Annotated in this window: 11 protein-coding genes and 1 pseudogene; 5 read left to right on the forward strand and 7 right to left on the reverse strand. The window is 62.1% G+C overall.

Going from position 1 to position 12,752, the window contains the following annotated elements; all coding sequences use genetic code 11:
- A partial coding sequence (locus X773_RS69600; RefSeq protein WP_036239483.1) for a hypothetical protein occupies positions 1–482 on the forward strand: 482 nt, incomplete at its 5' end.
- A 104-nt stretch (positions 483–586) separates the two neighbouring features.
- Here X773_RS69600 and X773_RS69605 read toward each other — a convergent pair.
- From X773_RS69605 to X773_RS69620, 4 genes and pseudogenes are all read right to left on the reverse strand, one after another.
- The gene (locus X773_RS69605) at positions 587–1,240 is read right to left on the reverse strand and encodes an ABC-type transport auxiliary lipoprotein family protein (RefSeq protein WP_051406244.1); all 654 of its coding nucleotides are present in this window, start codon (positions 1,238–1,240) and stop codon (positions 587–589) included.
- Positions 1,241–1,277: 37 nt separating this feature from the next.
- Positions 1,278–2,651: an MlaD family protein gene (locus tag X773_RS69610; protein ID WP_023679998.1), complete on the reverse strand. Its 1,374-nt coding sequence runs from the start codon at positions 2,649–2,651 to the stop codon at positions 1,278–1,280.
- A gap of 13 nt (positions 2,652–2,664) precedes the next feature.
- Positions 2,665–3,483, reverse strand: coding sequence for an ABC transporter ATP-binding protein (locus tag X773_RS69615; RefSeq protein WP_023679999.1), 819 nt, complete (start codon positions 3,481–3,483; stop codon positions 2,665–2,667).
- A gap of 1 nt (position 3,484) precedes the next feature.
- Positions 3,485–4,745 (reverse strand): annotated as a pseudogene (locus X773_RS69620) (ABC transporter permease).
- Positions 4,746–4,823: 78 nt separating this feature from the next.
- Here X773_RS69620 and dgcA point away from each other — a divergent pair.
- Positions 4,824–5,807, forward strand: coding sequence for an N-acetyl-D-Glu racemase DgcA (gene dgcA / locus X773_RS69625; RefSeq protein WP_023680002.1), 984 nt, complete (start codon positions 4,824–4,826; stop codon positions 5,805–5,807).
- Here the strand turns inward: dgcA and X773_RS69630 are convergent.
- Positions 5,778–6,995, reverse strand: a complete 1,218-nt coding sequence (locus X773_RS69630) for an MFS transporter (RefSeq protein ID WP_023680003.1) — start codon at positions 6,993–6,995, stop codon at positions 5,778–5,780. The two genes, dgcA and X773_RS69630, sit on opposite strands and share 30 nt — an antisense overlap.
- 127 nt (positions 6,996–7,122) lie before the next feature.
- Positions 7,123–7,944: a UDP-2,3-diacylglucosamine diphosphatase gene (locus X773_RS69635; protein ID WP_031212861.1), complete on the reverse strand. Its 822-nt coding sequence runs from the start codon at positions 7,942–7,944 to the stop codon at positions 7,123–7,125.
- Positions 7,945–8,064: 120 nt separating this feature from the next.
- Between X773_RS69635 and X773_RS69640 the strand changes: the two genes are divergently transcribed.
- The 3 genes from X773_RS69640 (at position 8,065) to X773_RS69650 (ending at position 11,997) form a co-directional block, all read left to right on the forward strand.
- The gene (locus tag X773_RS69640) at positions 8,065–8,844 is read left to right on the forward strand and encodes an SDR family oxidoreductase (protein ID WP_023680005.1); all 780 of its coding nucleotides are present in this window, start codon (positions 8,065–8,067) and stop codon (positions 8,842–8,844) included.
- A gap of 164 nt (positions 8,845–9,008) precedes the next feature.
- The gene (locus tag X773_RS69645) at positions 9,009–9,446 is read left to right on the forward strand and encodes a hypothetical protein (RefSeq protein WP_023680006.1); all 438 of its coding nucleotides are present in this window, start codon (positions 9,009–9,011) and stop codon (positions 9,444–9,446) included.
- A 226-nt stretch (positions 9,447–9,672) separates the two neighbouring features.
- The gene (locus X773_RS69650) at positions 9,673–11,997 is read left to right on the forward strand and encodes an NADP-dependent malic enzyme (protein ID WP_023680007.1); all 2,325 of its coding nucleotides are present in this window, start codon (positions 9,673–9,675) and stop codon (positions 11,995–11,997) included.
- A 12-nt stretch (positions 11,998–12,009) separates the two neighbouring features.
- On the opposite strand, the gene X773_RS69655 is transcribed toward X773_RS69650, so the two are convergent.
- Complete coding sequence (locus X773_RS69655; protein ID WP_051406245.1) at positions 12,010–12,630, reverse strand: DUF1287 domain-containing protein; 621 nt, start codon at positions 12,628–12,630, stop codon at positions 12,010–12,012.
- Between the last annotated feature and the right edge of the window lie 122 nt (positions 12,631–12,752).

Raw genomic sequence — 12,752 nt, forward strand, 5'->3', positions numbered from 1 at the left:
AGCGCGACCCCAACGGCCGCACGCCGCAGGGCGGTTGGGTGCGTGACCTCCTGACCGGTGCATCACGCGAAGACGACGCCAAGCCGGCAGCGCCCGCCGAAGCGCCGCGCCCGGCTCCCGCTGCGCGTTCGCCGCTTCATGTCGTGGAATCGCTGAACTCGCTCTCGGTCGATATCGCACGCGCCATCGATCACGATGCCTCGATCGAGCTGTGGAACCGCTACCGGCGCGGCGAGCGCGACGTCTTCACGCGCCGACTTTACACGCTGAAGGGCCAGCAGACGTTCGACGAGATCCGCCGCAAATATCAGTCGGAGGCGGAGTTCCGCGCTGCTGTCGATCGTTACTGCGACGATTTCGAAAAGCTGCTCAAGGACGTGTCGCGCAACGACCGCGACAACATCATGGCGCAGACCTACCTGACGTCGGATACCGGCAAGGTCTACACCATGCTGGCCCACGCCAGCGGCCGCCTGCACTAAGCGGGCGACAGAGAACAAACGAAAAGGCGGGATTTCCCGCCTTTTTCATGCCGTACTGAATTCCATTGGCGCTGTAGAGTGCCGTGCCGGCAGTTCCGGCTGTGTCAGATCACGGTGTCCGTCCAGCGGACGATTTGCCCAGCCGCATCGCCGAACGCGGCATCGAGCGCGCCGACATAGGCCTGGTTGCCATTGCCCGAAACGGGCGCGATTGCGCTAAACGTCTTCGAAGCCCGCACTTCACCGTTGCGATCGTTCAACAGGCGCACGAACAGCTCGACCTCGGCATGTTCGCCACCGTCGACACGCACCTCGAACGAGCGGATCTCGACGATCACCTGATAGTCGATCGCCAGCCCCTCGCCTGGCTTGCCGACGCCGGTGAAGCTGCCCGAGCGCTGGAACGTCTCTGCCAGCCGCGCCTGTACGATCATCGGCAGCCGGTCGGCCCATTGCGCGCCCTTGAGATACTGGATCGATCGCGGCGATGGCTTAATGACGATGTTCTGGCTGTCCAGCGCCTTGAGCGCCGATGGCTGAGCGATGAGTATCTGGCGACGGCTGTGGGCACGCGCTTCCAGCGACGGCGCCGAAAGCTCAAACGTATCCAGCGGCGCCGGCTTGCCGCCCAGCGCCGCGCAGCCGGCGAGCGAAAGCGCCAGCAGTGCCGCTCCGGCCTTGAACCCACTCGATCTGACGCTGCCTGAACTGATCGACTTCAAACGCGATCCCCCCCGGATCGTGGAAACAACGCGCATCCGCAAGCTATGTTCTTGCGGTGGGCGCAGGCCGAAGTCAACGGCGCACCCTGCCGTCGAACTGCCGGACCTCACCCTCGCCGCCGGACAGGATCCGCTGTGGATTGCGGCTGAGGTCGGTCACCGCCTCTTCGATGCGGTTGATCGAACGACGGCTGTCCTGGACCAGCGATTCGACGTTTTGCAGCCCCTGTCCCGAGAACCGCGCCAGATTGTCGGTGATGGTGCCGAGGCGGGCGTTCAGCGTGTCGGCGACCTGCTTGAACGATTTGAGCGTCGCCCTGGCATCGGCCATGACGCCGTCGGCCTGACCGGAGCCGAGCAGTTTGTCGACCTTGGCAAGGATACCGTCGACTCGCACCGAGGCATCGTTGAGGCGTCCTGCGAGCTGGTGCGCGTCTTTGATGGTTTCGTCGATGTCGTCGGCCCGGTTGGCGAACTTGTTGGTCACCTTGGCGATGTCGGCGGCAGCTTCATTGGCGTTTTCGCTGGCCTTCTGGATATTGGCCAGCGCGGTGCGAACCTCAGCCGGATCGATGCCGTCGAGAACGCCGTCGACCTTGGCCAGCGTGCCTTGCGTCTTCTGGGCGAACTCGTTGATCGAGCCTACCGCGGTGTCCACGTTCTTGATGACCGTGTCGAACTGCTTGCTGGTTTCCTTGAGGTTGGAAGTGACCGTGTCGACATTGGCGACGATGCTCTTGATCTGGTCCTTGTCGACGGCGTTGAGTAGCCCTTCCGCCGCCTTCAGGGTGCCGTCGAGCTTGCCCGAAACACCCTTCAGTTCGTCCGCCAGCGAGCTGACGCTGGCCAGGAACTTGTCGACGCCGTCCGCATTCCTGGCCAGTGCATCGGAGAAGGTCTGGACATTGTTGACGGTCTGCGTCAGCGGCCCGCGAACATCCTTGGTGAAGCCTTCGAGCTCCGAAAGGACCTTGTCGGCGCGGGTGAAGATGTTCTGCGCCGTCTGCAGCAGATTGGTGACCGCCGACGGGTTGGCAACGATCTCGGCGACACGGCCTTCCTTTTCCGCCTCGTCGAGAAGTTTTGGCTCTTTGGGGTCGGCGCCCTTGAGCTCGATGTTGGCCTGGCCGGTGAGGCCGGCAAGCCCGATATCGGCCTGCGTCGACTTGGTGATAGGCGTATTCCGGTCTATTTCGGTGTCGGCGATAGCAGCGGTCGGATTGTCGACGTCGATATAGACACGGCGCACGTCGCCGACTTTGACGCCATTGAACAGCACGAAGCTGCCACGGCCGAGCCCCGAAGCGGAGCCTGGAATGCGCACGCGCAGCACCGTCGTCTCACCCTTTTCGCCGATTGCCGCCGTCCAATAGACGAAAGCGAAAGCCGCGAGGATCGCGGCCAGCGTGAAAATGCCGACAATGACGTAGTTGGCCCTGGTTTCCATTGCTCACTTATGGCTATGCGCGCGCCGCAAGATCAAGTTGCCGGGCGCGTTTTCCGCGGAAATAGGATTTTACCCAGGGTTCCTCGCTCCTGAGCATGTCGTCGATCGTGCCCTCGACCAGCACTTTCTTGTTGCCGAGCACCGCCACGCGGTCGCACGCCGTAAACAGCGTGTCGAGATCGTGCGTGACCATATACACGGTCAAATCCATCGTATCGCGCAGCTTGACGACCAATTCGTCGAACTCAGCCGCGCTGATCGGATCGAGCCCGGACGTCGGTTCGTCGAGGAAAAGGATATCCGGGTCGAGTGCCAGGGCGCGCGCCAGCGCAGCACGCTTGATCATGCCGCCGGAGAGCTCGGAGGGGAATTTCTGCGCCGCATCCGGCGGCAGTCCGACCAGCTCGACCTTGAGCATGGCAAGTTCGTCCATCAGCTTCTTCGGCAAATCGAGATATTCACGCATCGGCACCTGGACGTTTTCGAGGACCGTCAGCGCCGAAAAAAGGGCGCCATGCTGGAACAGCACGCCAAGCCGCATGTCGATGCGAAGGCGCTCCCTTTCGGTTGCCTTCTCGACGTCAACGCCGAACAGTTTGATTGTTCCCGATTGCTTGCGCGTCAAGCCAAGGATGGTGCGCAAGAGAACAGATTTGCCGGCACCGGAGGCACCGACGAAGCCGAGAATCTCCCCGCGCCAGATATCGAGCGACAATTTGTCGAGAACGACCTGGTCGGCGAACGACACCGTGATGTCGTGCGCCGACAGCACGATCTCGTCTTCTTTGGCTTTCGCCGCCACCTTGGTCGTGTTTGTGCCCGGCAGCGCCATGTCAGAACTCGATCGCTGCATAGAACATGGCGAAAAGCCCGTCGAGGATAATGACCACGAAGATCGACTTCACCACTGAGGCGGTCACATGCTGGCCAAGCGATTCGGCGCTGCCGCCAACCTTCATGCCCTCGACCGAGGCAATTATGCCGATGATCATGGCCATGAACGGCGCCTTGATCAGGCCGGCAAAGATGGTGCTGAGGTCGATTGCGACACGCAGCCGGTCGATGAACGCTGCCGGTGCAATATCGGAGTAGAGCCATGCAGCCAAAATGCCGCCGCCCAGTGCGGCAAAGTTGGCGATGATCGTCAGGCAAGGCAGCGCGACGACCAGCGCGACCAGCCGCGGAAACACCAGCACGCCGATTGGATTAAGACCGATCACCTTCAGCGCATCGACCTCCTCGCGCATCTTCATCGAGCCGATCNACCAGCACGCCGATTGGATTAAGACCGATCACCTTCAGCGCATCGACCTCCTCGCGCATCTTCATCGAGCCGATCTCGGCGGTGATCGCACTGCCGGAGCGGCCGGCGATCATGATCGCCGTCATCAGCACGCCGAGCTCGCGCAGGATCAGCACCCCGACCAGGTCGACGACGAAGATGTCGGCGCCGAAATAGCTGAGCTGATAAGCGCCTTGCTGGGCGACGATCGCACCGACGATGGCCGACATCAGCACGACTACCGGTATGGCGCCGACACCCATGCGATCGATCTGGTTGAAGATCGCCGCCATGTTGACGCCATGGCCACGGCCAAGCTTCATCTGAGAGCCGCGTATCGTGGCGCCAAGGATATTCATTGCGGCCAGGAAATCGTCGCGCATCTCATAAACGCGCCGGCCAACCGCCTCGAGCCCGCGAATGATGAAGTTGGGCGGCTTTGCCGGACCTGATTCGGGCTCGCGTCGGACCGCATCACCGACGGCGCCGAGCAGGATCGAGGCAATCTCGCTTTGCCCCTGCATCGTGATCTCGACGCCCTTTTTTTCGAAGCTGCTGACCAGGCGGTCGATCAGCCACGCCCCGGCAGTGTCCATCTTCTCGATTTGTGAAAGGTCGAGCGCCAGCGTCTTGAAGCCGCCGCGCTTCTCGATCTTGCGCATCTCGGCATCGACCAGGGCAACGGTACGTGTCGTCCAGGTTCCCGAGAAAGCGCAGCCGAGAACGTCGCCCTCCTCGCCGATCGCGATGCGCGGCTGGTGGTCGGGCTCCTTGGCAGGGCCGCTTGCGTCGCGTTTGCGGATGGTCAACATGGCATCCTGTTTAGCCTGACGGGGCCGACCTGTCGATTTGCCGATATCCTCCTTGTCGCACAGCTGGAGCAGAAAAATATGGCGCGTGTCATTTCGGTCGAGGCCGAGCGCTTTCCGATAGCCGGGACCTTTACCATTTCGCGCGGCTCGAAGACCGAAGCGGAGGTGATTTCCTGCGCCATCACCGAAAACGGCCGTACAGGACGCGGCGAATGCGTCCCTTACAAGCGCTATGGCGAGACCATGGAGGGTGTGCGCGACGCGATCGAGGCGATGCGCAGCGAGATCGCGCGCGGCATCAGCCGCATCGCCCTGCTCGATGCCATGCCTGCCGGCGCGGCACGCAGTGCCATCGACTGCGCGCTCTGGGACCTGGAAGCGAAGATCAGCGGAACACCGGTGGCGCATACGATACGAACCGTTCCGTTACGACCGCTTGAGACGGCGTATACATTGTCGCTCGCCGAGCCGGAGGCGATGGCGGCGCAGGCCCGCGCTAACCCCCAGCGCCCGCTGCTCAAGGTCAAGATCGGCGGCGACAACGACATCGCGCGCATCCGTGCAGTGACGGCGGCAGCACCCGACAGCCGAATCATTCTCGACGCCAATGAGGGCTGGAATGACGACAATATCGTCGCAAACCTTGCCTTTGCCGCCGAGCACGGTATCGCCTTGATCGAACAGCCGCTGCCGGCGGGACATGACGGTATTCTTCGCCACATCGCGCATCCGGTACCGATCTGTGCCGACGAAAGCGTGCACGAGGCGAAGGATCTTGAAGCGCTTGTCGGCCTTTACGACGCCGTCAACATCAAGCTCGACAAATCGGGTGGCCTGACCGCTGCACTCGTGCTTCGCGACCGCGCCCGCGAACTGGGTCTTGGTGTCATGGTCGGCTGTATGGTCGGCACATCGCTTGCGATGGCGCCGGCCGTGCTGTTGGCGCAGGATGCCGATTTCGTCGATCTCGACGGTCCGCTGCTGCTGGCCCGCGACCGCGTTCCCGGTCTCGTCTACCAAGGTTCGCTGGTGTCACCGCCCGAGCGGGCGCTGTGGGGCTGAACGCGCGGCAAGCCCGATCAGAGCCAGGCCCGTCAGCGCGATCGGGATCATCGCAAAGAAGCCATTCGCGCCGAAGCGGTCGTAAAGAGGACCGGAAATCAGCGTCGCCGCCGCCATGAAGAAGCCATTGGAGAAATAGGCGATGCCTTGCGCCGCCCCGGTGCGTTCTTCCGCGACCGTCTCACCGATCATCTTTTGCAGGCCGATCAGCACCAGCGCCACCGAAACCGCGTGCAGCGTCTGGATCGCGAAAAACCCGCCAACGCCAAGCCCAAGCGGCCAGATCAGCGGAAAGGCGAACCAGCGCACGATCGCGCCAATCCCGGCAATCAGCATGATCGAGACGACCGAGAAGGAGGCGAAAGCGCGGGTGAAAACGACGAACATGCATATCTCGGCGACGACGCCCCACCCCCACAGAAGCCCGACAACCGAATCGCTGATGCCGATCGACTTCCAGTAGATCGACACGAAACCGTAGAGAAATGCGTGGCTGGCGGTGATGACGCCGACGCCTGTCGAAAAATAGAGGAAGTACCGGTTGAGGAGTTTCGGTGCCGATTGCTGGATATCGGCGGCCGAAAGCGGCGAGGCGCGGCGTGGACGGCCGAGGCGCGGCGCAATCAGTCCGGCGGCTAGCGCGGCACACAGCGCCGCGAAGATGATCACCGGGACAGCCTGGGCACCGCTCGCCGACAGGATGAAACCGCCGGCGAGATTGGCGCAGAGATAGGAGATCGAGCCCCATTTGCGCATGCTTGCGTAATTCGAGCCGAAGCGGCGAACACCTGAAAGGGCGAGCGAATCGGCAATCGGCGAATGCGGCGTCCAGACGACCGTCAGGGCCAACGACACGGCAAGTACCGTTGGGTAGGTCGGCGGCAGGAGGTAGCCGGCGGACAGGATCAGCGATGCGGCGACCAGCGCAACATAGACATTGGCGCGGTCGCTCGCTTTGTCTGCCAGCGCAGTAAGAAAAGGCGTCGTCGCCACGCGCAGGAACATCGGCGCGGCGAGGATCACGGCTATCTGTTCGGCATGGAACCCCTTCGCCTGCAGCCACAGCGGGAAATACGGCACATGCGTCCCGAGCGGAACGAAGAGCGTAAAGAAGATCAAGCTCATGCGCAGTTCGAAATGGCGTGGCTTGACGAGCTGTTCGGGCGAAAGCGGCGGCAGCGAGGACATTGACAGGCGATCCGTCGGCACGGCATTCAGCCGGGTCGGCCCGCCACACCTGCCGCTGCTTAACACGGCGAAAAAGTCGATGAAACCGCTGGACTAACCGATTGAAGCGAGATGCGGCCGGATTTGGTCAAGCCGCCTGGACTGCCCTGCCCTTGATGTCGATCGGCACGAGCACCTCGCTGCCGACCGGAGTCTCCGGCAGGACATGCGCCCATTGCAGGATCTCCATCCGGCCGTCAAAATGCTCGACCACCGCCGTGCAGCTCTCCACCCAATCGCCGGTGTTGATGTATTGCACGTCCTGATAGCGTTCGATCGCGGCATGGTGGATGTGCCCGCAGATCACGCCATCGACATGCGAGCGGCGCGCCTCCTCGGTCAGCACGGTCTGGAACGAGCCGATGAAATTCACCGCCTTCTTGACCTTGACCTTGGCCCAGGACGAGAACGACCAGTAAGGCAGGCCGAGCACCTGGCGCAGGCGCGTGATGACGCGGTTGACCAGCATCGCCGCGTCATAGGCGTAGTCGCCAAGATAGGCCAGCCAGCGCGCATTATGGACGACGGTGTCGAACTGGTCGCCATGGATGACAAGAAGGCGTTTGCCATCGGCGGTCTCATGGATGGCGCGGTCGGCGACGACAATGCCGCCGAAATGAACGCCCTGGAACTGGCGCGCGAACTCGTCATGGTTTCCGGCGATGTAGGTGATACTGGCGCCCTTGCGCGCCTTGCGCAGCAACTTCTGGACGACGTCATTGTGGCTCTGCGGCCAATGCCAGCTCCGTCTCAAGCGCCAGCCGTCGACGACGTCGCCGACGAGATAGATGATATCGGCATCGTGATGGCGCAGGAAATCGATCAGGAACTCGGCCTTCGCCGCCTTCGATCCGAGATGGACGTCGGAGATGAACATGCTGCGGAAAGTGCGGGGCTCTGCGCCGGACATCATTTGTCACCGTTGCTTTCGCCTGAGCCTATGCCCCGATTCATGCAACAACCGTATGACGGTTGCGATTGGTCCAGCCATCCGGATAGGTTGCCGCGGCAATCAGAGGAGAAAATCACCATGGATCTCGGCATTCGCAGCAAGAAGGCCATCGTCTGCGCTTCCAGCAAAGGCTTGGGACGCGGCTGCGCCATGGCACTGGCAGAGGCAGGTTGCGATCTGGTGGTCAATGGCCGCAACGCCGACGTGCTGGCCAAAACTGCCGCTGAACTGCGCGAGAAATTCGGCGTCAAGGTGACCGAAATCGTCGGCGACGTATCCAAGCCCGATGTCCAGAAGGCGCTGCTTGCCGCCTGCCCCGATCCCGACATCCTCGTCAACAACAATGGCGGTCCGCCGTTTCGCGATTTCCGCGCGCTCGACCGCGAAAAGATCCTCGAGGGCGTCACCCAGAACATGGTGACCCCTGTCGAACTGGTTCAGGCCGTGATCGACGGCATGGCGGCGCGCGGCTTCGGCCGTATCGTCAACATCACCTCGCTGTCGGTCTATGTGCCTATCCCCGGCCTCGACCTGTCGTCTGGCGCCCGCGCCGGCCTCACTTCGTTCCTGGCCGGCGTCGCACGGACAGTGATCGACCGCAACGTGACTATCAATAACATGCTGCCGGGCAAACTCGACACCGATCGGCTACGCGGCCCGCACGAGGCCGGCACGCCCGAAGATCCGGCCGCCGCCGCCGCGCGCAAAGCGCAAGCAGCAGCCAACGTTCCGGCCAAACGGCTCGGTACACCGGAGGAATTCGGCCAGATCTGCGCCTTTCTGTGCTCGGTCCATGCCGGCTACCTGACCGGACAGAACATACCGGTGGACGGCGGCCTCTATGTCAGCGCGTTTTAGTGGCAGAATCCAAGGCTTGATACCCGCTGGAAACGGCGGGCAACAGGCGCCCTCAGGCAAGCCGAAACAGGGCAACATTATGCTCAAAACGGCGCCCAGTTCACAAGGACTAGGGTTAGTCCGCATGTTATGTCCTGCCTCGCACATGAAAATGAGACCGGCGAATGGCGTCTATTTATCGCTTTGTTGCGCAAAAACTGCTGTCGCACGGGGTTCGAGACACGGCCGACGGCAACCTTGCAATTACCGACAGGAGATTGTTCCTTGACTTCGTTCGTCTAGAACGAGCGGTTAGGCTAGAGGATTTCGCTACAGTCCAGTCTGCGGTGGTGGCGATAGAAAATCGTTGCTTATCAATGGGTAAACGTCATATCGCGGTGTTTGCATACATGTATCTCAGGTTTTCGGATGCGACCCCAAAGTTTACTCACCTGGACATCGAGCTTGAGGAAGAAGGAGGTATCCGCCGAACAGTCGACTACCGGCGTAGGGTGTCGTCGACAGAGCGACTTGTCGGCGAGTGGGCTGCCGCTTGGTACGATCGCTATTCCAAGAGTTTCTTTCGTGCACTTTATAGGAGCAACAGCCCCACAGCGAACTAGCGAAAGAATACCTAATCGTCCGCAAACCACCTGAAGCAGACATTCGGCTCGCAGCTCGCTCCAGCAACGCGCCTATCGCCCCAACATTTCAATGGCAGACCGTACAGGCCGGCGGGCGATGCGAAGCCATAAGCTCGCGCTTGCGACATATCACCCCTCGAAAAGGCTCGGCTGCATGCTAAGAGACTCAAAACACCAAACGGACTGAACTGAGGAGGCGGCCGTCATGACAGGCGAAAGCAAGAAGGCGGCCCGATCCGACCTCGACGAAGCAGCGCTCTATTTCCATAAGCACCCCCGTCCCGGAAAGCTTGAAATCCAGGCGACGAAGCCGCTCGGCAACCAGCGCGACCTGGCGCTTGCCTATTCGCCGGGTGTCGCCGCCCCCTGCCTTGAAATCCGCGACGATCCGGCAACCGCTGCCGACTATACAGCCCGCGCCAATCTGGTCGGCGTTGTCACTAACGGTTCGGCGGTGCTCGGCCTCGGCAATATCGGTCCGCTCGCCTCCAAGCCGGTGATGGAGGGCAAAGCGGTGCTGTTCAAGAAGTTCGCCGGCATCGATGTCTTCGACATCGAGATCGACGCACCGGGCATCGAGCGCATGGTCGAGACGATCTCGGCGCTGGAACCAACCTTCGGCGGCATCAACCTGGAAGACATCAAGGCGCCCGAATGCTTCGAGGTCGAGGAGCAGTTGAAAGCGCGCATGGGCATACCGGTCTTCCATGACGACCAGCACGGCACCGCCATCATCGTCGCTGCCGCCGTGCTCAACGGGCTGGAATTCGCCGGCAAGTCCATCTCGGACATCAAGATAGTCACGTCAGGCGCCGGCGCTGCGGCGCTTGCGTGCCTCAACCTTCTGGTCTCGCTCGGCGCGCGGGTCGAAAACATCTGGGTCACCGACCGGTTCGGGGTCGCCCATAAGGGCCGTGTCGAGGAGATGGACCGCTGGAAAGACCCCTATGTGAAGGACACCGAGGCGCGCACGCTGGCTGACGTTCTGCCCGGCGCCGACGTGTTTCTCGGCCTGTCTGCCGCCGGCGTACTGAAACCGGAACTGCTCCACCACATGGCGCCCAAGCCGTTGATCCTCGCGCTGGCCAACCCCAATCCCGAGATCATGCCGGAAGCGGCGCGGGCAGCACGGCCCGACGCGATGATCTGCACAGGCCGCTCCGATTTCCCCAACCAAGTCAACAACGTACTCTGTTTTCCCTACATCTTCCGTGGCGCGCTGGATTGTGGTGCAAGCGCCATCAACGAAGAGATGAAAATGGCCGCCGTGCGAGCGATTGCAGCGCTTGCCCGCGAAGAGCCGTCCGATGTCGCCGCCCGCGCCTATTCCGGCGAGACGCCGATCTTCGGTCCTGAGTTCCTGATCCCCTCGCCCTTCGATCCGCGGCTGATCCTGCGCATTGCCCCTGCTGTCGCCAAGGCAGCGTGCGAGACCGGCGTCGCGACCCGGCCGATCACCGATTTCCCCGCCTATATCGACAAGCTCAACCGCTTCGTCTTCCGCTCCGGCCTGGTCATGAAGCCAGTGTTCTCGATGGCCAAGACGTCGAGCGCCAAGCGCGTCATCTATGCCGACGGCGAGGACGAGCGGGTGCTTCGCGCCGCGCAGGTCGTGCTCGAGGAAGGCATTGCCGAACCGATCCTGATCGGCCGCCCGCATGTCATCGAGGTGCGGCTGAAGCGCTACGGGCTGCGCATCAAGCCGGGCGTCGATTTCGGCTTGATCAACCCGGAAGACGATCCGCGTTACCGTCACTACGTCGATCTCTTGATCGAGCTTGCCGGCCGGCGTGGGGTGACGACGGAAGCGGCGCGCACCATGGTGCGCACCGACAATACGGTGATCGCCGCCCTTGCCCTGAAACGCGGCGACGCCGACGCCATGGTCTGCGGCCTCGAAGGCCGTTTCGAGCGCCATCTGCGCAACGTCACGCTGATCATCGGACCGCGCGCCGGCATTACGGATCGCGACCTGTCGACGCTTTCGATGCTGATCTCGCAGCGCGGCATCATTTTCCTCACCGACACCCATGTCTCCGTCGATCCGACCGCCGAAGAAATTGCGGAAATGACCGTTTTGGCGGCCGAGGAAATTCAGCGTTTCGGCATTGAGCCCAAGGCAGCGCTGCTGTCGCATTCTGATTTCGGCTCCCGCGATTCGCCAAGCGCCATGAAGATGCGGCAGGCGGCGGCGATCCTGGCGCGCATCGCGCCCGACCTGCAATGCGACGGCGAGATGCATGCCGACTCGGCACTGTCGGAGCAGCTGCGCCAACGCGTCTATCCGCATTCGCGGCTGAAAGGCGAAGCCAATCTGCTGGTGTTCCCCAATCTCGATTCGGCGAACATCACACTGACGGCGCTGCGCACAATGATGGACGCGCTGCATGTCGGCCCGATCCTGCTCGGCACCGACAGCCCGGCGCATATATTGACGCCGTCGGTGACGTCGCGCGGCGTCGTCAATATGACGGCACTGGCCGTGGTCGAAGCCGCGCACAAGGCGCAAGCCATCGTCGATCTGGAATAGCCGCGGGCTTTCTCAGATTGGCCTGAACCGGAAATGTCCTGTCTGCCTGAAGGCAAACAAAGTGTCCTCTTCCCTGGCGCCGCCGCCGATATTGTGAATGACCAGTCTTCTTGTCGGTACCAAAGTGGAGCGATTGGACGACACGATGGCAATATGCGACAGATTGCCGGGCAGCATCTGGGCGATGAGATCCCCTGGCCGATAGTCGGCCGGGTCTTGGCTGACGGGCAAGGCAGCACCGCGCCGCTCGAAATAGACCGCAAGGTTGGGCACACGGCGGTGGTCGATGTTGCGGTCGGGCGCCTTCAAGCCCCAAGCCTTCGGATAGGCGGCAAAATTGGCCCGCATATCCTCATGCACCAATTCTTGCAGGTCGAGATCGAAGGCGCGGCGATAGGCACGGATCACGACATCCGTGCACACACCCCGCTCGGGCCCAACGTCCCCGCCCGGATAGGCCAGGCGTGTATAGGTCGGATCGTAGAGCATGGTGACGCCGATCTGCTCACGGGCAGCTTCGACCAATTTGGTACCCCAATCCGGCGTGATGGGCTTTTCCTGCGCCATGGCATCCGGCATCGCCAGGCACAAAAGACCAAACTGCACTGCGGCTCGACGGGTAATCGCGGTCATGCCAAGCCTCCGGGCATTCTGGATCCGGGCATTCTTCTGGGCGAATACGCCTTTTTCGTGCATCGCCAGGATGTCTCGGTCGTGGCTCTGTCCGAGTATGTCGTGCGGCGTGGTCGATATGA

Source organism: Mesorhizobium sp. LSJC280B00 (genome assembly GCF_000502835.1).
Lineage (GTDB): Bacteria > Pseudomonadota > Alphaproteobacteria > Rhizobiales > Rhizobiaceae > Mesorhizobium.

Coding starts and splice junctions, on each gene's coding strand:
- X773_RS69650 (WP_023680007.1), top strand. CDS start 9,673: ATGACAGGCGAAAGCAAGAAGGCGGCCCGATCCGACCTCGACGAAGCA.
- X773_RS69615 (WP_023679999.1), bottom strand. CDS start 3,483: ATGGCGCTGCCGGGCACAAACACGACCAAGGTGGCGGCGAAAGCCAAA.
- X773_RS69605 (WP_051406244.1), bottom strand. CDS start 1,240: ATGCGCGTTGTTTCCACGATCCGGGGGGGATCGCGTTTGAAGTCGATC.
- X773_RS69640 (WP_023680005.1), top strand. CDS start 8,065: ATGGATCTCGGCATTCGCAGCAAGAAGGCCATCGTCTGCGCTTCCAGC.
- X773_RS69655 (WP_051406245.1), bottom strand. CDS start 12,630: ATGACCGCGATTACCCGTCGAGCCGCAGTGCAGTTTGGTCTTTTGTGC.
- X773_RS69635 (WP_031212861.1), bottom strand. CDS start 7,944: ATGTCCGGCGCAGAGCCCCGCACTTTCCGCAGCATGTTCATCTCCGAC.
- X773_RS69630 (WP_023680003.1), bottom strand. CDS start 6,995: ATGTCCTCGCTGCCGCCGCTTTCGCCCGAACAGCTCGTCAAGCCACGC.
- dgcA (WP_023680002.1), top strand. CDS start 4,824: ATGGCGCGTGTCATTTCGGTCGAGGCCGAGCGCTTTCCGATAGCCGGG.
- X773_RS69645 (WP_023680006.1), top strand. CDS start 9,009: ATGGCGTCTATTTATCGCTTTGTTGCGCAAAAACTGCTGTCGCACGGG.
- X773_RS69610 (WP_023679998.1), bottom strand. CDS start 2,651: ATGGAAACCAGGGCCAACTACGTCATTGTCGGCATTTTCACGCTGGCC.